Below are 18713 nucleotides of genomic sequence, written 5' to 3'. Positions count from 1 at the left end.
CCGGCCCGTTGACCCAGGAGCAGACCATCGCCTCCCTGGGCCGCTACGGCTACGGCTGGGCCGATTCCGACATCGCGGGCGCCAGCGCGCAGCGCGGGCTCTCCGAGGCGGTGGTCCGCGACATCTCGGCGAAGAAGAACGAACCCGAGTGGATGCTGGACACCCGGCTCAAGGCGCTGCGCATCTTCGACCGCAAGCCGATGCCCAACTGGGGTTCGGACCTGAGCGGCATCGACTTCGACAACATCAAGTACTTCGTGCGTTCCAGCGAGAAGCAGGCGGCGACCTGGGACGATCTGCCGGCGGACATCAAGAACACCTACGACAGGCTGGGCATCCCGGAAGCCGAGAAGCAGCGGCTGGTCTCCGGGGTTGCCGCGCAGTACGAGTCGGAGGTCGTCTACCACTCCATCCGCGAGGACCTGGAGAAGCTGGGCGTCATATTCCTGGACACCGACAGCGGTTTGCGCGAGCACCCGGAACTGTTCAGGCAGTACTTCGGCACCGTGATCCCGGCCGGGGACAACAAGTTCTCCGCGCTGAACACCGCGGTGTGGAGCGGCGGTTCGTTCATCTACGTCCCGCCGGGCGTGCACGTCGACATTCCGCTGCAGGCCTACTTCCGGATCAACACCGAGAACATGGGCCAGTTCGAGCGGACGCTGATCATCGTCGACGAGAACGCCTACGTCCATTACGTGGAGGGTTGCACCGCACCGATTTACACCTCGGACTCGCTGCACTCGGCGGTGGTGGAGATCATCGTCAAGCCAGGCGGCCGCTGCCGGTACACCACGATCCAGAACTGGTCGAACAACGTCTACAACCTGGTCACCAAGCGGGCCCGCGCCGAGGCCGGCGCCACCATGGAGTGGGTCGACGGCAACATCGGGTCGAAGGTGACCATGAAGTACCCGGCCGTGTGGATGACCGGTGAGCACGCCAAGGGCGAGGTGCTCTCGGTGGCGTTCGCCGGCGAGGGCCAGCACCAGGACGCCGGCGCCAAAATGCTGCACCTGGCGCCGAACACGTCGAGCAACATCATCTCCAAGTCCGTGGCCCGCGGCGGCGGCCGCACCTCCTACCGCGGCCTGGTGCAGGTGAACAAGGGCGCGCACGGGTCGCGCTCCAGCGTGAAATGCGATGCGCTGCTGGTCGATACGATCAGCCGCAGCGACACCTACCCGTACGTCGACATCCGCGAGGACGACGTCACGATGGGCCACGAGGCCACCGTGTCGAAGGTCAGCGAGAACCAGCTGTTCTACCTGATGAGCCGCGGCCTCACCGAGGAAGAGGCGATGGCGATGGTGGTGCGCGGCTTCGTCGAGCCGATCGCCAAGGAACTGCCCATGGAGTACGCACTGGAGCTCAACCGGCTGATCGAGCTGCAGATGGAGGGCTCCGTCGGATGACGGCCACTCTGAACAAAGGCGAGTTGTTCGCGTCGTTCGACGTCGACGCCTTCGAGGTCCCCGGCGGCCGCGACGAGATCTGGCGTTTCACCCCGCTGCGCCGACTGCGCGGCCTGCACGACGGCTCGGCGCCCGCGACCGGTGCCGCGCACATCGCCGTCGACGAACGACCCGGCGTGCGGACCGAGACGGTCCGCCGTGGCGACGAGCGGCTGGGGCAGGGCGGTGTGCCCACCGACCGCGTTGCCGCCCAAGCGTTCTCGTCGTTCAACGCCGCAACGGTGGTCACCGTCGGGCGCGACATCCAGATCGCCGAACCGGTCAACATCACCGTGACGGGCCCCGGCCCGGGCGCGGTCGCCTACGGGCACCTGCAGATCAGGGTCGACGAGCTCGGCGAGGCGGTGGTCGTCATCGACCATCGCGGCGGCGGAACCTACGCCGACAACGTCGAATTCGTCGTCGGTGACGCCGCCCGGCTCACGGTCGTGTGGATCGCCGACTGGGACGACGACGTCGTCCACGTCAGCGCGCACCACGCCAGGCTGGGCAAGGACGCGGTGCTGCGCCACGTCGCGGTCACCCTCGGCGGCGAGGTCGTTCGGATGTCGGCCAACGTGCGCTACGCCGCGCCGGGCGGGGACGCCGAGTTGCTCGGCCTGTACTTCGCCGACGACGGCCAGCACCTGGAGTCGCGGTTGCTGGTGGACCACGCGCAGCCCAACTGCAAGTCCAACGTGCTGTACAAGGGTGCGCTGCAAGGGGATCCGGCATCACCGAAGCCCGAAGCCCACACGGTCTGGGTGGGCGACGTGCTGATCCGCGCGCAGGCCACCGACACCGACACCTTCGAGGTCAACCGCAACCTGGTGCTCACCGACGGCGCCCGTGCCGACTCGGTGCCCAACCTCGAGATCGAGACAGGCGAGATCGTCGGCGCCGGACACGCCAGCGCCACCGGACGATTCGACGACGAGCAACTGTTCTACCTGCGCTCCCGAGGCATTCCCGAAGAGCAGGCCCGCCGGCTGGTGATCCGCGGATTCTTCGGCGAGATCATTTCCAAGATCGCCCTCCCGGACATTCGGGAGCGGCTGACCGCAGCCATCGAACACGAACTGGCCATCACCGAGAAGGCGGAGAAGACAGTAACCCCATGACAACCCTGGAAATCAAAGACCTGCACGTCAGCGTCGAAGACCCCAACGCGCCGGAGGCCGAGCGCGACATCCCGATCCTCAACGGCGTCGACCTCACCGTGAGCTCCGGTGAGACGCATGCGGTGATGGGCCCCAACGGCTCCGGAAAGTCCACGCTGTCCTACGCCATCGCCGGCCACCCCAAGTACCGGGTGACGTCGGGCTCCATCACCCTCGACGGCCAGGACGTGCTGGCGATGAGCGTCGACGAGCGCGCGCGCGCCGGCCTCTTCCTCGCCATGCAATACCCGGTCGAGGTGCCGGGGGTGTCGATGTCGAACTTCCTGCGCAGCGCCGCCACCGCGGTCCGCGGCGAGCCGCCGAAACTGCGGCACTGGGTCAAGGAGGTCAAGGCCGCGATGACCGACCTCGGCATCGAGCCGGCCTTCGCCGAGCGCAGCGTCAACGAGGGCTTCTCGGGCGGGGAGAAGAAGCGCCACGAGATCCTGCAACTGGGGTTGCTCAAGCCCAAGATCGCGATCCTCGACGAGACCGACTCCGGCTTGGACGTCGACGCGCTGCGCGTGGTGAGCGAGGGCGTCAACCGCTACGCCGAGGCCGAGCACGCCGGCGTGCTGCTGATCACGCACTACACCCGGATCCTGCGCTACATCCACCCGCAGTTCGTGCACGTGTTCGTCGGGGGCCGCATCGTCGAGTCCGGCGGCCCGGAACTCGCCGACGAGCTGGAGGAAAACGGCTACGAGCGCTTCACCTCAGCGGCGGCCGCGGGGGCGTAGACCACATGACGACATCGGTTACGCCGCTGGATGTCGCCGCCATTCGTGCCGACTTCCCGATCCTCAAGCGCGTCATGCGCGGCGGAAAGCAGTTGGCGTACCTGGATTCCGGCGCGACGTCGCAGCGGCCCTTGCCGGTGCTGGACGCCGAGCGCGACTTTCTGGTCACCTCCAACGGGGCGGTGCATCGCGGTGCGCACCAGCTGATGGAGGAGGCCACCGACGCCTACGAGCAGGGTCGCGCCGACGTGGCGGCGTTCGTGGGCGCTGACGCCGACGAGGTGGTGTTCACCAAGAACGCCACCGAGGCGCTCAACCTCGCGTCATACGTGCTGGGGGACAACAGGTTCGACCGCGCGGTGGGCGAGGGCGACGTCATCGTCACCACCGAGCTCGAGCACCACGCCAACCTCGTCCCGTGGCAGGAGCTGGCCCGGCGCACCGGCGCCACGCTGCGCTGGTACGCCGTCACCGGCGATGGCCGCATCGACCTGGACTCGCTGCGGCTCGACGAGCGCGTGAAAGTCGTTGCCTTCAGCCATCACTCCAACGTCACCGGAGCGGTGGCGCCGGTGGCCGAACTGGTCGCCCGGGCCAGGGCCGTCGGCGCGCTGACCGTGCTCGACGCCTGCCAGTCGGTGCCGCACCAGCCGGTCGATCTGCACGCCCTCGACGTCGACTTCGCGGCGTTCTCCGGGCATAAGATGCTGGGGCCCAACGGTATCGGCGCGCTGTACGCGCGCCGCGCCGTATTGTCCAAGCTGCCGCCGTTCCTCACCGGCGGGTCGATGATCGAGACCGTGACCATGGAGACCTCCACCTACGCGCCGGCCCCGCAGCGTTTCGAGGCCGGCACCCCGATGACCTCGCAGGTGGTCGGATTGGGGGCGGCCGCCCGCTATCTCGGCGCCATCGGCATGGACGCGGTCGGAGCCCACGAGCGCGAATTGGTCGCCGCGGCCATCGAGGGCCTGTCGGGCATCGACGGCGTGCGCATCGTCGGACCTACCTCGATGGAAGACCGCGGCTCGCCGGTCTCGTTCGTCGTCGACGGCGTGCACGCCCACGACGTCGGGCAGGTGCTCGACGACGACGGGGTCGCGGTGCGGGTGGGCCACCACTGCGCGATGCCGCTGCACCGCCACTTCGGGCTGGCCGCCACCGCGCGGGCGTCGTTCGCGCTGTACAACACGGCCGACGAGGTCGACCGACTGGTGGCCGGGGTGCGGCGCGCGCTCGATTTCTTCGGGAGAGACTGACCCGTGCGCCTGGAGCAGATGTATCAGGACGTGATCCTCGATCACTACAAGCACCCGCAGCACCGCGGCCTGCGGGAGCCCTACGCCGCCCAGGTGTCTCACGTGAACCCGGTCTGCGGCGACGAGGTGACGCTGCGCGTCGCGTTGTCCGCGGACGGCGAGCGCGTCGCCGACGTCTCCTACGACGGACAGGGCTGCTCCATCAGCCAGGCGGCCACCTCGGTGCTCGCCGAGCAGGTGATCGGCCAGACCGTCACCGACGCGCTGGCCACCGTCTCCGCCTTCACCGACATGGTGTCCTCGCGCGGCACGGTCGAGGGCGACGAAGAGGTGCTGGGCGACGGGGTGGCTTTCGCCGGGGTGGCCCGCTACCCCGCGCGGGTCAAGTGCGCGTTGTTGGGCTGGCTGGCGTTCAAAGACGCGCTGGCCCAGGCGGTTACGGATTTCGAGGAGGTTAGTGATGAGCGAGACCACCGCACCGGGTGACGAACTGCTTGCCGACATGGAGGAGGCGATGCGCGACGTCGTCGACCCCGAGCTCGGCATCAACGTTGTCGACCTGGGCCTGGTTTACGGCCTGAACGTCGAAGAGGGCGACGAGGGCACCATCGCCCTCATCGACATGACGCTCACGTCGGCGGCCTGTCCCCTGACCGACGTCATCGAAGACCAGTCGCGCAGCGCGCTGATCGGCAGCGGCCTGGTCGACGAGTTGCGGATCAACTGGGTGTGGAACCCGCCGTGGGGTCCGGACAAGATCACCGAGGACGGCCGCGAACAACTGCGCGCCCTCGGCTTCACCGTCTGATAGCGGACTTCCTGATAGGGACCTTCGCCTCACAGGTGCAGGTGGGGGAGGTGCGGCAGGTGGAACCGGTGGCGCGGCGGCCCCATCGGCGGACACTGCTCGAGGCTGATCGTCGTCGCGCGCAGCGCGCCGCCGTCGTCGGTGCCCTGGGCGCCCATGCACGTCCCGTTCGTGATCGCCTGCGCGTTGGACACCGTCTGCCTCTTGTAGGAGGTCGTGTCGGTGACGGTGACGGTCGTCGGGGCCGGCTGGCCGCCGATCCCGTTGACGGCGATCGTGTTGCCTGAGACGGAGGCCACCGTCCCGTAGAAGCCGGCGGGGGGCGGGCATTTGTCGTCGATGGCCGCGGTGATCGTGACCGCCTGCGCGGTGAACCCCGCGCCCGGGTCGCCCTGCGGCGTGGCCCGGACGTTCACGCAACTGCCCGGCGTGACGTCGGTGAGCTGCGCCGGGGAGACCCGGAAGACGGGGGTCGACGGCGCGAAATCGACCGTGGCCGAACCGCTTCGCGTGCGCAGCGCGATCGAGCCGCCCGATACCGATTCGACCATGCCCTCGACGTAGTCCTTACCGGCGGGTGGTGGGGCGGGGGCCGGTGCGGGCGTGGCGGCGTTCGGTGGCCGGCTCGGCGGGATCGCCGAAACCTCGGGCTTGCCGGTGCCGTGCGACGCGTCGTTCGAGGGGGCGCACATGGCGATCGCGAACGCGATTGTGGCGATGACGAGCGCGAGCATCGCGAGTCGAATCAGCAGGGGGTTAACCCGGGCGGTGACGGCCATCGCCCGCTCGGATACCCGCTGGAACGCCGTTTTCAAATGTTTCCCACCTTCTGTGACGCGATTCTCGGGCGCTTGTACCCTGCCGACACCGGGCCACCGCGATAGTTTGTCCCGCATGCAGTCCACGCCCAAGGCAATGATCAGCGTCGCCAGTGCCACGGCCATCGGCGTCGGCGGGATGATGGGCGCCGGGCTGTACACGCTGCTGGGCCTGGCATCGTCGACGGCCGGCGTGTGGCTGCCGGTCGCCTTCCTGATCGGCGGCGTGGTGTCGGTGTTCAGCGTGTACTCCTACGCCAAGCTCGGCGCCCGGTACCCCAGCCGCGGCGGCGCCGCCCAATTTCTGATCCGCTGCTTCGGCGACGGCCTGATCGCCGGGGGCCTCAACATCTTCCAGTTCCTGGGCTGGATCATCGCCATGGCGCTCTACGCCGCCGGGTTTGCCGGTTACGCGCGGGCCCTGCTGCCCTGGGAGATTCCCGACTGGTCGGAGAAGGCCATCGGGATCGCGCTGATCGTCGCGGTGGTGTTCGTCAACCTGGTGGGCAGCAAGTTCGTGGGCCGCTCGGAATTCTTCGTCGTCGCCGTCGAAGTCGCGATACTCGCCGCATTCGTCGGCTTCGGACTCACCAAAACGGATGTGGGGCGCTTCGCCCACAACGGCGACCACACCTTCATCGGCGTCCTGTTCGCCGCCGGCTTGCTCTATGTCACTTACGAGGGGTTCGGCGTCGTGACGAACTCGGCCGGCGAAATGCGCGACCCGGCAGCCGAACTCCCGCGGGCGATGTTCTGCGCGCTCGGCATCGTGATAGCGGTGTACCTGCTGGTCAGTTCGGTCGTCGTGATGACGATGACGCTGCCCGCCATCGAGGCCGCCTCCGGGCACGTGCTGTCCGAGGTCGGCCGCGAGGTCCTCGGACGGGCCGGCTTCATCGTCATCGGGCTGGCCGCGCTGTTGGCCACCGCGTCGGGGGTCAACGCCACCATGTTCGGGGACGCCAACCTGGCGTTCCTGGTCGCGAAGACCGGGGAGCTGCCGCGCGGCTTCGCCCGCGGCGTGTGGCACGGCGGAACCGGCGGGCTGTTCGGGGCGGCCGCGCTGACCGCGGGCTTCGTGCTGTTCTTCCCGCTGGCGGCGGTGGGGCAGATGGCCAGCCTGGCCTTCTTGATCGTCTACGGCACGGTCAGCCTCGGCCATCTGCGGGTCTGGCGCGAGACCGGTGCCAAGCCCTGGCTTCTGGTCACCGCGGTGACGCTCAACCTCGCCTTGTTCGCGCTGCTCCTCGGATACAGCGTCTACACCGGCCCGCCCAGCACGTGGATCACCCTGGTGGTGGTCCTGGCGGGAAGCTTTGTCGTCGAGTACGCGTACCGACGGCGCAGCGGCCGCCGCCTCAGGCTCGATCCGGCCGCGGCGAGCGCCCCCCGACCCGAGCCCCACGCCGGCTGACCGTGGACACCCGGCGCGCGATCAGCGTCCCGGACCCGGCTGGCCCGGCTTGCCGCCGCACGTGCCGCCGACGGCCTGCCGCAAGGTGATCGCCGTCGCCTGCAGCGTGGCTTTGTCCGGGGTTCCGCCGTCCATCGTCCCGCGCGCCATCACGCACTTGCCCTGCGTGATCGCCTCGGGCGTGGCGGTGGCCAGCTTCGAGTACTTGGTCTTGTCGTCGACCGTCACGGCCGTCTGGGTGGTGTTGCCGCTGGCGTCGGTGCCCGCAACGGTGACGGTGTTGCCGCTCACCGAAGCGACGGAGCCCCGCACCGGCTTCGGCTGCTCGGGTGCCGGCGACGGCGACGGCGACGTGGTGTTCGCGCCCGGCCCCGCCTTCGGCTGCGGGCAGGTGCCGTTGACCGACGGGCTGACCCGCACCGACGCCGCGGTGACCGGCTGACCGGCCGGGGCTTCGGCCTTCGTGGGCCGCACCGTCACGCAGCTGCCCGTGGTGACATCGCTCAGCGTGGCCGGCATGACCTCGGTGACCTTCGTCGTGGAGGTGAAGTTCACCGTCGCGTTGGTCTTGTCTTCCTTGGTGACCTGGATGGAGTTGCCGGCCACCGAGGCGATCAGTCCGCTCACCTTGGCCTCGCCCTGGGCCGGTGCCGGCGACGTGGTCGTCGAGGTCACCGTGGACGTGGAAGTCGAGGTGGACGTCGGGGCCGACTTGTTCGACGAGCCGCACGCGGCGACCGACAGCGCGGTGGCTCCCGTGACGGCGAGAATGGCGAACCGGGTGAGCCCGGGCCTGCTGGCAGTGATCAATGCATGTCCCCCGATCGTGAATCGAACCAGTGAGTGTGAACCAGGGAAAGGTTTACCCGACGCAGCTGTGCGGGGGCTGTGTGATGCGATCGGTCAGAAGGCGTCTTCGGGCACGCGCATGATGTCGCCGTCGATCGACTCGATCACCGAGCGCAGCGGGCTCAGTTTCGGCAGCATGTTCTTGGCGAAGAACGCCGCCGTCGCGATCTTGCCCCGGTAGAAGGGCTCGTCGGCGCCGGAGGGGGACGCGGCGAGCGCCGCGTGCGCGACGCCGGCCTGCGCCAACAGTCGCCACCCGATGAGCAGGTCGCCCACGGCAAGCAGGTAGCGCACCGACGCCAGGCCCACCTTGTAGATCTCGGTGGGGTGCTGGCCGGCCGACATGAGGTATCCGGTGAGGGCGGCGGTCATCCCCGCGACGTCGTCCAGCGCGGCCTGAACCGCCATCGCTTGCGGCTTCAGCGCCTCGTCGGAGGTGTCGATGGTGTGGCTGATCTGGTCGGTCAGGAACCGCAGCGCCTGCCCGCGGTCGCGAACGATCTTGCGGAAGAAGAAGTCCAGCGCCTGGATGGCGGTGGTGCCCTCGTACAGCGAGTCGATCTTGGAGTCGCGGATGTATTGCTCGATGGGATAGTCCATCAGGAACCCCGAGCCGCCCAAGGTCTGCAGCGACTCGGTCAGCACCTCGTAGGCGCGCTCCGAGCTCGCGCCCTTGACGATCGGCAGCAGCAGATCGTCGACGCGATGCGCCATGTCCGCGTCCGCGCCCGAAACCCGTTGCGCGACAGCGTCGTCTTGATGTGCGGCGGCGTACATGTAGAGGGCCCGCAGCCCCTCGGCGTACGCCTTCTGGGTCATCAGGCTGCGACGCACATCGGGGTGGTGCATGATCGTGACCCGCGGCGCGGTCTTGTCCGCCATCTGGGTCAGGTCGGCGCCCTGCACCCGCTCCTTGGCGAAGGCCAGCGCGTTGAGGTAGCCCGTCGACAGCGTGCCCGCGGCCTTGACGCCGATCGTCATGCGCGCCTGCTCGATCACCGTGAACATCTGCGCGATGCCGTTGTGCACGCCCCCGACCAGGTAACCGACGGCGGGGACATCCGTTGCGCCCAAGGTCAATTCGCACGTCGGCGAAGACTTGAGGCCCATCTTGTGCTCCACCCCGGTGACGAAAACCCCGTTGCGGGCCCCGAGTTCGAACGTGTCCGGATCGAAGAGATACTCGGGGACGTAGAACAGGCTCAGCCCCTTGGTGCCGGGGCCGGCGCCCTCCGGTCGGGCCAGCACCAGATGGAAGATGTTCTCGGCGGTGTCGCCGACGTCGCCGCCGGAGATGAACCGTTTGACGCCCTCGATATGCCAGGTGCCGTCGGGCTGTTCGATGGCCTTGGTGCGGCCCGCGCCCACGTCGGAGCCGGCATCGGGTTCGGTGAGCACCATCGTGGCCTGCCACCCGCGCTCCACGCCCTCCACCGCCCACCGGCGCTGCTCTTCGTTGGCCACCTGGTACAGCGCGTGGGCCATGTAGGGGCCGAAGTTCAAGAAGCTGGCGGAAGGGTTTGCGCACCAGATGATTTCGTTCACCGCCCAGGCCAGCGGCGGCGGCGCGGGCATGCCGCCGAGCTCTTCGGCCAGGCCGAGGCGCCACCACCCGGCCTCTTTGATGGCCTCGACGGTCTTGGCCAACTCGGGTGGGATGCTGACTTTGTGGGTCGCCGGGTCGAACTCCGGGGGATGGCGGTCCGCGAACGCGAAGGTCTCCGCGACCGGGCCTTCGGCCAGCCGGGCGGCCTCGGCCAGGATCGTGCGGACCGTGTCCTCGTCGAGGTCGCCGAAGCGCCCGGTGCCCAGAACCGCGCCGAGGTCGAGCACCTCGAACAGGTTGAACTCGAGATCGCGAACGTTAGCGATGTAGTGGCCCAACGCGATTCCCTCCACTCAGGCTCATCGGTGCTAAGTGTGTCGGAGGGGAGAAAACGTACGCAACCGTAAGTAGGCGCGGCTACCCGTGCGCGCCGAAGAGCAGCCCGCCGGCCCCATGCCGTCGGGGCTGATGCCTCGGGCACCGAAGTCTCCGATCAGCAATCCCTATGGTGGAGGCGCCGGCCCGGTTTCCGGGAACACCAGGACCGGCTGCCGCGTTACGGCAAATGTGACAACAGTCGATCTCACCGCAGAGAAGTTCAACGAGACCATCGAGGGCAACGACATCGTGCTCGTCGACTTCTGGGCATCGTGGTGCGGCCCGTGCCGGCAGTTCGGGCCGACCTTTCAGGCGTCGTCGGAGAAACACCCCGACATCGTCCACGCCAAGGTCGACACCGAAGCCGAACAACAGCTTGCGGCGGCCGCCCAGATCCGGTCCATTCCCACGCTCATGGCCTTCAAGAAGGGCAAGCTGCTTTTCAACCAGGCCGGGGCCCTGCCGCCCGCGGCGCTGGAGGACCTCGTGCAGCAGGTCCGGGCCTTCGACGTCGACGCCGCCGTTCAGGAGCAGTCCGACCAGGCCTGACACGCTTGCCGCGGCGCTGCACGCTACCGTTCACGGGTGAGCCTGGTACTGCTAGAGCACCCGCGGCCCGGAGTCGCGCTGATCACCCTGAACCGGCCGGAGCGGATGAACTCCATGGCCTTCGACGTCATGGTTCCACTCAAGGAAGCCCTGGACGAGGTGACCTACGACAACTCCGTTCGGGTGGTCGTGCTGACCGGTGCGGGCCGGGGGTTCTCCTCGGGCGCCGACCACAAGTCCGCCGGCTCGGTGCCCAACGTCGACGGGCTGACCCGTCCCACCTATGCCCTGCGCTCCATGGAGGTGCTCGACGACGTCATCCTGGCGCTGCGCCGGTTGCACCAGCCGGTGATCGCCGCGGTGAACGGCCCTGCCATCGGCGGCGGGCTGTGCCTGGCCCTGGCCTGCGACATCCGGGTGGCCGCGAGCAGCGCCTATTTCCGGGCCGCCGGGATCAACAACGGGTTGACGGCCAGCGAGCTCGGGCTGAGCTACCTGCTGCCGCGGGCCATCGGGTCGTCGCGCGCGTCGGAGATCATGCTCACCGGGCGCGACGTCACCGCCGAGGAAGCCGAGCGGATCGGCCTGGTGTCGTCCCAGGTGCCCGACGGGGAGCTGCTGGAGGCCTGCTACGGGATCGCCGCCCGGATCGCGGCCTTTTCCCGGCCGGGCACCGAGTTGACCAAGCGCACACTGTGGAGCGGGCTCGACGCGGGTAGCCTGGAAGCGCACATGCAAGCCGAGGGCCTGGGACAGCTGTTCGTCCGCCTTCTCACCGGCAACTTCGAAGAAGCGGTCGCCGCGCGCAAAGAGCGCCGACCCGCGGTGTTCACCGACGACAAGTAACTCAACCAAGGGAGCGATCGTGATCACGGCCACGGACCTGGAGGTCCGCGCTGGCGCGCGCATCCTGCTCTCGCCCGACGGCCCCGACCTGCGCGTGCAGCCCGGCGACCGCATCGGCCTGGTCGGTCGCAACGGCGCGGGCAAGACCACCACCCTGCGCATCCTGGCCGGGGAGAGCGAGCCCTACGCCGGATCGGTCGTGCGCGCCGGTGAGATCGGCTACCTGCCGCAGGACCCCAAGGAGGGCGACCTCGACATCCTGGCCCGCGACCGGGTGCTGTCGGCCCGCGGGCTCGACGTGCTGCTCACCGACCTGGAAAAGCAGCAGGCCCTGATGGCCGAGGTCGCCGACGACGACGCCCGCGACCGCGCGATCCGCCGCTACGGGCAGCTGGAGGAGCGGTTCGTCGCGCTGGGGGGCTACGGGGCGGAGAGCGAGGCCAGCCGCATCTGCGCGAGCCTCGGCCTGCCGGAGCGGGTGCTGACCCAGAAGCTGCGCACCCTGTCCGGCGGCCAGCGCCGCCGGGTCGAGCTGGCGCGCATCCTGTTCGCGGCCTCGGACACCGGCGCCGGATCGTCGACCACGCTGCTGCTCGACGAGCCGACCAACCACCTCGACGCCGACTCGATCGGCTGGCTGCGCGACTTCCTGCGCGGCCATTCCGGCGGGCTGGTGATCATCAGCCACAACGTCGAGCTGCTCGCCGACGTCGTCAACCGGGTCTGGTTCCTGGACGCGGTGCGCGGCGAGGTCGACGTCTACAACATGGACTGGCAGAAGTACCTCGACGCCCGCGCCACCGACGAGCAGCGCCGCCGGCGCGAGCGCGCCAACGCCGAACGCAAGGCCGCCGCGCTGCGCACGCAGGCCGCAAAGCTGGGCGCCAAGGCCACCAAAGCCGTTGCGGCGCAGAACATGTTGCGTCGCGCCGACCGGATGATGGCCTCGCTCGACGAGGAACGGGTCGCCGACAAGGTCGCCCGGATCAGGTTCCCCACCCCGGCCGTGTGCGGTCGCACACCGATGACGGCTTCGGGGCTGAGCAAGTCCTACGGATCGCTGGAGGTTTTCGCCGGCGTCGATCTGGCCATCGATCGCGGCTCGCGGGTGGTGGTGCTGGGGTTGAACGGGGCCGGCAAGACCACGCTGCTGCGCATCCTCGCCGGCGTCGAGTGCCCCGACACCGGGGCCGTCGAGCCCGGGCACGGTTTGCGGATCGGCTATTTCGCGCAGGAGCACGACACCCTCGACAACGATGCGACCGTGTGGGAGAACATCCGCCACGCCGCGCCCGACTCCGGCGAGCAGGAGCTGCGCGGCCTGCTCGGTGCGTTCATGTTCAGCGGCCCGCAGCTCGATCAGCCGGCGGGGACGCTGTCCGGCGGCGAGAAGACGAGGCTGGCGCTGGCCGGTCTGGTGGCGTCCACCGCGAACGTGCTGCTGCTCGACGAGCCGACCAACAACCTCGATCCCGCGTCGCGCGAACAGGTGCTCGACGCGCTGCGCAGCTACCAAGGCGCGGTGGTTCTGGTCACCCACGACCCCGGCGCCGCCGAGGCCCTGGACCCGCAGCGGGTCGTGCTGCTGCCCGACGGCACCGAGGACTACTGGTCCGAGGAGTACCGCGACCTCATCGAGCTGGCCTAGTTGCGGCGCACCGAGTTCTCCACCAGATCCAGGACGGCGGCCAGCCGCTTGGGGTCCTCGCCCGAGGCCAGCCGGGCCACCAGCCCGTCGAGCACCAGCTCCAGGTAGCACTGCAGCACGTCGCCGGGGACGTCGTCGCGCACCCGCTGCGCCGCCTTCTGCCGGCGCAGCCGATCGGTGGTCGCGGCCGCCAGCTCGGCGGAGCGCTCCGCCCATCCGCGGCTGAACGCCGGGTCGTTGCGCAGTTTGCGCGCGATCTCCAATCGCGTTGCGAGCCAGTCGAACTGGTCGGGCGCGGCGAGCAAGTCGCGCATCACCTGGATGAGGCCCTCCCGCGACGCCACGTCGGCCATCCGCTCGGCGTCTTCGTGCGCGAGGGCGAAGAACAGGGCGTCCTTGTCGCGGAAGTGGTGGAAAATCGCCCCGCGCGACATCCCGATCGCCTGTTCCAGCCGTCGCACCGTCGCCTTCTCGTAACCGTATTCGGCGAAGCACCGGCGGGCACCGTCCAGGATCTGACGGCGGCGAGCCGCCAGATGGTCCTGGCTGACCTTGGGCACCGGAGGCCGGATCAGTCAGCTTTGAGCATGTTGCGCAGCACGTACTGCAGGATGCCGCCGTTGCGGTAGTAGTCGGCCTCGCCGGGGGTGTCGATGCGCACCACCGCGTCGAACTCGACCGCGTCGGCCCCCTCCTTGGCGGCCTTGACGTGCACCGTCTTGGGCGTCTTGCCGTCGTTGAGGGCGTCGATGCCGGTGATGTCGAACACCTCGGTGCCGTCGAGACCCAGTTCCTTGGCCGACTTCCCCTCGGGGAACTGCAGCGGGATGACGCCCATGCCGATGAGGTTGGAGCGGTGGATGCGCTCGAACGACTCGGCGATCACCGCCCGCACCCCCAGCAGCAGCGTGCCCTTGGCCGCCCAGTCGCGCGACGATCCGGAGCCGTACTCCTTGCCGCCCAGGACGACCAGCGGGATCCCTTGCGCCGCATAGTTCTGCGCGGCGTCGTAGATGAACGCCTGGGGCGCCCCGTCCTGGGTGAAGTCGCGGGTGTAGCCGCCGGAGACGTTGTCGAGCAACTGGTTTTGCAGCCGGATGTTGGCGAACGTCCCGCGGATCATCACCTCGTGGTTGCCGCGCCGCGAACCGAAGGAGTTGTAGTCCTTGCGGTCCACGCCGTGCTCGTCGAGATACCGGGCCGCGGGCGTGCCCGGCTTGATGCTGCCGGCGGGGGAGATGTGGTCGGTGGTCACCGAATCACCCAGCAGCGCAAGCACCCTGGCCCCGGTGATGTTGCCGACCGGCGCGGGTTCGGCCGACATCCCCTCGAAGTAGGGCGGCTTGCGCACGTACGTCGATTCCGGGTCCCACTCGAAGGTGTTGCCGCTTGGGGTCGGCAGGTTGCGCCACCGCTCGTCGCCCTTGAACACGTCGGCGTAGTTTTTGGTGAACATCTCGGAGTTGATCGCCGACGCGATGGTGTCCGAGACGTCCTGCTGCGACGGCCAGATGTCCTTGAGGAAAACGTCCTTGCCCTCCTTGTCCGTACCCAGCGGGTCGGAGTCGAAGTCGAAGTCCATCGACCCCGCCAGCGCGTAGGCGACCACCAGCGGCGGCGACGCCAGGTAGTTCATCTTGACGTCGGGGTTGATCCGGCCCTCGAAGTTGCGGTTGCCGGACAACACCGCGGCCACCGACAGGTCGTTGTCGTTGATCGCCTTGGAGATCTCGTCGGGCAGCGGGCCGGAGTTGCCGATGCAGGTGGTGCAGCCATAGCCCACCAGGTAGAAGCCCAGCTTCTCCAGATACGGCCACAGCCCGGCCTTTTCGTAGTAGTCGCTGACCACCTGCGAGCCCGGCGCCATCGTGGTCTTCACCCACGGCTTGGCCGTGAGGCCCTTGTCGACGGCGTTGCGGGCCAGCAGCGCCGCGCCCAGCATCACCTCGGGATTGGAGGTGTTGGTGCACGACGTGATCGCCGCGATCACCACCGCGCCGTGGTCGAGCACGAATTCGCCGTACTCGTCGGACTTCACCTTCACCGGGTTGCTCACCCGGCCGTTGGCGTGCTCGGCGGCCGAGTGAATCTTCGGCGCGTCGTCGGCGTGGCCGTTCTGTGGCTGTCCGGGATCGCTCGCCGGGAACGACTCGTCGACGGCCTCGTCGAGCTTCGAGTACTCCTGCTTGTCGGGATCGTCGCCGACGTAGCCGGGGATCGTCTTGCGGAACATCGACTTGGCGTCCGACAGCACGATCCGGTCCTGGGGCCGCTTGGGGCCGGCGATCGACGGCACGACGTCGGACAGGTTGAGTTCGAGGTATTCGGAGAACTCGGGCTCGTGCCGGGGGTCGTGCCACATGCCCTGCTCTTTGGCGTAGGCCTCGACCAGTGCCAGCTGCTCGGGCTTGCGGCCGGTGAACCGCAGGTAGGAGATGGTCTCCTCGTCGATCGGGAAAATCGCTGCGGTGGAGCCGAATTCGGGGCTCATGTTGCCCAGGGTGGCGCGGTTGGCCAGTGGCACCTCGGCCACGCCGTCGCCGTAGAACTCGACGAACTTGCCGACGACGCCGTGCTTGCGCAGCATCTCGGTGACCGTCAGCACGACGTCGGTTGCGGTGACGCCGGGCTGGATCTCACCGGTCAGCTTGAAGCCGACAACCCGCGGGATCAGCATCGACACCGGCTGGCCGAGCATCGCGGCCTCGGCCTCGATACCGCCGACGCCCCAGCCCAGCACGCCCAGGCCGTTGACCATCGTGGTGTGCGAGTCGGTGCCCACGCAGGTGTCGGGGTAGGCCACTACCGTCCCTTGCGCGTCGGCGCGCGACATCACGACGCTCGCCAGGTATTCGATGTTCACCTGGTGCACGATGCCGGTGCCCGGCGGCACCACCTTGAAGTCCCGGAACGCGCCCTGGCCCCAGCGCAGGAATTGGTAGCGCTCGCCGTTGCGCTGGTACTCGATCTCGACGTTGCGCTCGAACGCGTCGGCGCGGCCGAACAGGTCGGCGATCACCGAGTGGTCGATCACCAGGTCGGCCGGCGCCAGCGGATTGACCTTCTCGGGCTTGCCGCCCAGGTCGGCGATCGCCTCCCGCATGGTGGCCAGGTCCACGATGCACGGCACTCCGGTGAAGTCCTGCATGACGACCCGGGCCGGCGTGTATTGGATCTCAATGCTGGGTTTCGCCTTGGCGTCCCAGTTGGCGATGGCTTCGATGTGGTCCTTGGTGATGTTGCTGCCGTCCTCGTTGCGCAGCAGGTTCTCGGCGAGGACCTTGAGGCTGTAGGGGAGCTTTTCGGTATTGGGGACCGCGTCCAGGCGATAGATCTGGTAACTGTTATCGCCGACCTTGAGGGTGTCGCGTGCTCCGAACGAGTTCACCGAGTCCTTGCTAGTCACATCAACTCCCTGGATTTAGTTCTTTCACCGACGGGCCGTGTCGGCGGCGCTTCAAAGTAGCGAGCCAACTTTAACAGTACGCTTGTCCTGCATTACGGGGGGCCGCCCGTAACACCCACTCTTGTCCGATGCGGCCGGCGTTTAAAGGCCCGGGCGCTCGCGAGACGTGCACCAGGCACACGCGGTTCGGCGTGTCGTGTGCGTGGTGCAAGTGTCGCGGACCGAGGCGCGGGGTGACTCGCGTAGCGTGCCTCTCAGCACTACCGCAGGAGGGACATCATGACCGGGCACGACTCCCTCGTCGTACCGCTCTACATTCCGCAAGACGTCGACATGGCCGCGATCAAGGCCCAGGTCACCGCGGCCGGCGTCAGCGCGCCGCCGAACGAAATGCCCGGACTGCTCGACGTGGTCAACCAGGCGCACGCCCACGGCATCAACCTCAAGATCGTGCTGCTCGACCACAACCCCCCGAGCGACACCCCGCTGCGCGACATCTCCACGGTCGTCGGCGCGGACTACCACGACGCGACCGTGCTGACCCTGAGCCCGAGCTTCGTCGGGACCTACAGCACCCAGTTCCCGCGCGTGACGCTCGAGGCCGGCGAGGACATTGCCAAGACCGGCAACCCCGTGGTCTCCGCGCAGCATTTTGTCAATGAGCTGGAGGGCCGCGAATTCCCGTGGACGGGGCTGACGATTTTTTTGCTGATCGCCGTGCTGGCGGCGGCCGCCGGCGTTCGGCTGCTGCAGCTGCGCGCGAGGCGCTCAGCAACGTCGGCGAACGCCGCCGAAACGCAGATGGCAACGCCCAGCAACACCGCCTAACCACGCTCGTCCGCCTCGTGGGCCCCCGTCGGGCAACCGGCCGATCAAGTTTGCGGCAAACCCCACAGGTCACTGTTCGGTCACATTAAACGCACGTACAGAGTGCAGTTTTCTGTGGGCGCTTGCATGGCGACTTCTGTGACGTACGGTGCAAATGATGCTGATGTTGTCTTTGGCGCCACGGAGAGCAATGTGGCTGGCGCCGCCGTCCGCGTGGAGCCATAGGGAGAGCTGAGTCGAATGAGACGCGCACGCAGGGGCTCTTCCGCGCGACCGGTCGCGAGGCTGGTCCGGCCTGTTGTCCCGTCGATCATCAGCGTGGCCATGCTCGTCTGGACGCCCGAGCTGGCCCACGGCGATGCCTCCGCCGACGGCATCGCCGCCCTGATCGCCGACGTCGCCAAGGCAAACCAGCGCCTGCAGGACCTGAGCGCCGAAATCCAGACCGAGCAGGAAAGCGTGAACAAGGCCCTGGTCGACGTGGAGACCTCACGCGACAACGTCGCCGCCGCCGAACACGACCTGGAGGCCGACCAGCAGGCGGTCAAAGACGCCAACGCGGCCATCGCCGCCGCGCAAAAGCGTTTCGACACGTTCGCCGCGGCGACCTACATGAACGGGCCGTCCGGTAGCTACCTGACCGCGAGCAGCCCGGAGGACATCATCGCCACCCAGGCCGCGTCGCAAAGCCTGGCGGCCAGCTCGCAGGCCGTGCTCACCAAGCTGCAGCGCGCCCGCACCGAGCAGGTGAACAAAGAATCGGCGGCTCGGCTGGCCAAGCAGAAGGCCGACAAGGCCGCCGCCGACGCCAAGGCCAGCCAGGACGCCGCGGTCGAGGCGCTGACGAACTCCAAGCACAAGTTCGAGGACCAGCGCGAACAGATCACCGCGCTGGCCGCCCAGCGCGACGAGGCCGAAGCCAGGCTCGAGGCCGCCAAGCAGGAGGCCGGGCGGCAGTGGTCCGCGGGGCCGGGCGGCGCCGGGGCCCCGGGGTCGGGTGACCGCTGGGA

At 68.5% G+C, this 18713-nt stretch carries 16 protein-coding genes and 1 pseudogene; 12 read left to right on the top strand and 5 right to left on the bottom strand.

Going from position 1 to position 18713, the window contains the following annotated elements; translation table 11 throughout:
* The first annotated feature begins 8 nt into the window (after window positions 1-8).
* Genes sufB through BN971_RS17265 form a run of 6 tightly spaced genes read left to right on the top strand, consistent with a single transcriptional unit; the run spans window position 9 to window position 5421 of the window.
* Window positions 9-1415: a Fe-S cluster assembly protein SufB gene (gene sufB / locus BN971_RS17290; protein ID WP_372511817.1), complete on the top strand. Its 1407-nt coding sequence runs from the start codon at window positions 9-11 to the stop codon at window positions 1413-1415.
* The gene (gene sufD, locus BN971_RS17285; RefSeq protein ID WP_085179969.1) at window positions 1412-2575 is read left to right on the top strand and encodes a Fe-S cluster assembly protein SufD; all 1164 of its coding nucleotides are present in this window, start codon (window positions 1412-1414) and stop codon (window positions 2573-2575) included. The genes sufB and sufD overlap by 4 nt, the downstream gene beginning before the upstream one ends.
* Window positions 2572-3354, top strand: a complete 783-nt coding sequence (gene sufC, locus BN971_RS17280) for a Fe-S cluster assembly ATPase SufC (RefSeq protein WP_085179970.1) — start codon at window positions 2572-2574, stop codon at window positions 3352-3354. Before sufD ends, sufC begins: the two co-directional genes overlap by 4 nt.
* Window positions 3355-3359: 5 nt before the next feature.
* Window positions 3360-4613 (top strand): cysteine desulfurase, encoded by a 1254-nt coding sequence (locus BN971_RS17275; protein WP_085179971.1) that lies wholly within the window; start codon window positions 3360-3362, stop codon window positions 4611-4613.
* A gap of 18 nt (window positions 4614-4631) precedes the next feature.
* Window positions 4632-5099 carry a Fe-S cluster assembly sulfur transfer protein SufU gene (gene sufU / locus BN971_RS17270; RefSeq protein WP_090350471.1) on the top strand — a complete coding sequence of 156 codons (468 nt, stop codon included), beginning with the start codon at window positions 4632-4634 and terminating at the stop codon, window positions 5097-5099.
* Window positions 5074-5421 carry a metal-sulfur cluster assembly factor gene (locus BN971_RS17265; RefSeq protein WP_085179973.1) on the top strand — a complete coding sequence of 116 codons (348 nt, stop codon included), beginning with the start codon at window positions 5074-5076 and terminating at the stop codon, window positions 5419-5421. The genes sufU and BN971_RS17265 overlap by 26 nt, the downstream gene beginning before the upstream one ends.
* Before the next feature lie 29 nt (window positions 5422-5450).
* Here BN971_RS17265 and BN971_RS17260 read toward each other — a convergent pair whose 3' ends face one another.
* Entirely contained in the window at window positions 5451-6155 is a 705-nt protein-coding gene (locus BN971_RS17260; RefSeq protein WP_372511818.1) for a DUF5666 domain-containing protein, read from the bottom strand.
* A gap of 160 nt (window positions 6156-6315) precedes the next feature.
* Between BN971_RS17260 and BN971_RS17255 the strand changes: the two genes are divergently transcribed.
* Window positions 6316-7653 carry an APC family permease gene (locus tag BN971_RS17255; RefSeq protein ID WP_085179975.1) on the top strand — a complete coding sequence of 446 codons (1338 nt, stop codon included), beginning with the start codon at window positions 6316-6318 and terminating at the stop codon, window positions 7651-7653.
* Window positions 7654-7674: 21 nt separating this feature from the next.
* Here the strand turns inward: BN971_RS17255 and BN971_RS17250 are convergent, their stop codons facing one another.
* Entirely contained in the window at window positions 7675-8463 is a 789-nt protein-coding gene (locus tag BN971_RS17250) for a hypothetical protein (RefSeq protein ID WP_245836593.1), read from the bottom strand.
* A gap of 93 nt (window positions 8464-8556) precedes the next feature.
* Entirely contained in the window at window positions 8557-10386 is a 1830-nt protein-coding gene (locus BN971_RS17240) for an acyl-CoA dehydrogenase (protein WP_085180017.1), read from the bottom strand.
* 229 nt (window positions 10387-10615) lie between these two features.
* On the opposite strand from BN971_RS17240, the gene trxA reads away from it, so the two are divergent.
* The 3 genes and pseudogenes from trxA (at window position 10616) to BN971_RS17225 (ending at window position 13469) form a co-directional block, all read left to right on the top strand.
* Window positions 10616-10975: a thioredoxin gene (trxA, locus tag BN971_RS17235; protein ID WP_085179977.1), complete on the top strand. Its 360-nt coding sequence runs from the start codon at window positions 10616-10618 to the stop codon at window positions 10973-10975.
* Window positions 10976-10993: 18 nt separating this feature from the next.
* Window positions 10994-11821, top strand: a pseudogene (locus BN971_RS17230) (enoyl-CoA hydratase); the annotation flags it as partial.
* Window positions 11822-11840: 19 nt separating this feature from the next.
* Complete coding sequence (locus BN971_RS17225) at window positions 11841-13469, top strand: ABC-F family ATP-binding cassette domain-containing protein (protein ID WP_085179979.1); 1629 nt, start codon at window positions 11841-11843, stop codon at window positions 13467-13469.
* Here the strand turns inward: BN971_RS17225 and BN971_RS17220 are convergent.
* Window positions 13466-14029 carry a TetR/AcrR family transcriptional regulator gene (locus BN971_RS17220; RefSeq protein ID WP_085179980.1) on the bottom strand — a complete coding sequence of 188 codons (564 nt, stop codon included), beginning with the start codon at window positions 14027-14029 and terminating at the stop codon, window positions 13466-13468. The two genes, BN971_RS17225 and BN971_RS17220, sit on opposite strands and share 4 nt — an antisense overlap.
* Before the next feature lie 11 nt (window positions 14030-14040).
* Window positions 14041-16875 carry an aconitate hydratase gene (locus BN971_RS17215; RefSeq protein WP_139027129.1) on the bottom strand — a complete coding sequence of 945 codons (2835 nt, stop codon included), beginning with the start codon at window positions 16873-16875 and terminating at the stop codon, window positions 14041-14043.
* Between the two features lie 279 nt (window positions 16876-17154).
* Between BN971_RS17215 and BN971_RS17210 the strand changes: the two genes are divergently transcribed.
* On the top strand, window positions 17155-17703 hold the full coding sequence (locus BN971_RS17210; RefSeq protein WP_085179982.1) for an Rv1476 family membrane protein: 549 nt from the start codon (window positions 17155-17157) through the stop codon (window positions 17701-17703).
* Window positions 17704-17943: 240 nt separating this feature from the next.
* A partial coding sequence (locus tag BN971_RS17205; RefSeq protein ID WP_428978065.1) for a coiled-coil domain-containing protein occupies window positions 17944-18713 on the top strand: 770 nt, incomplete at its 3' end.

The organism is Mycobacterium bohemicum DSM 44277, assembly GCF_001053185.1.
Lineage (GTDB): Bacteria > Actinomycetota > Actinomycetes > Mycobacteriales > Mycobacteriaceae > Mycobacterium > Mycobacterium bohemicum.
The sequence above is the reverse complement of the archived record's forward strand: the minus strand, read 5'-3'. Positions and strand labels throughout refer to the sequence as shown.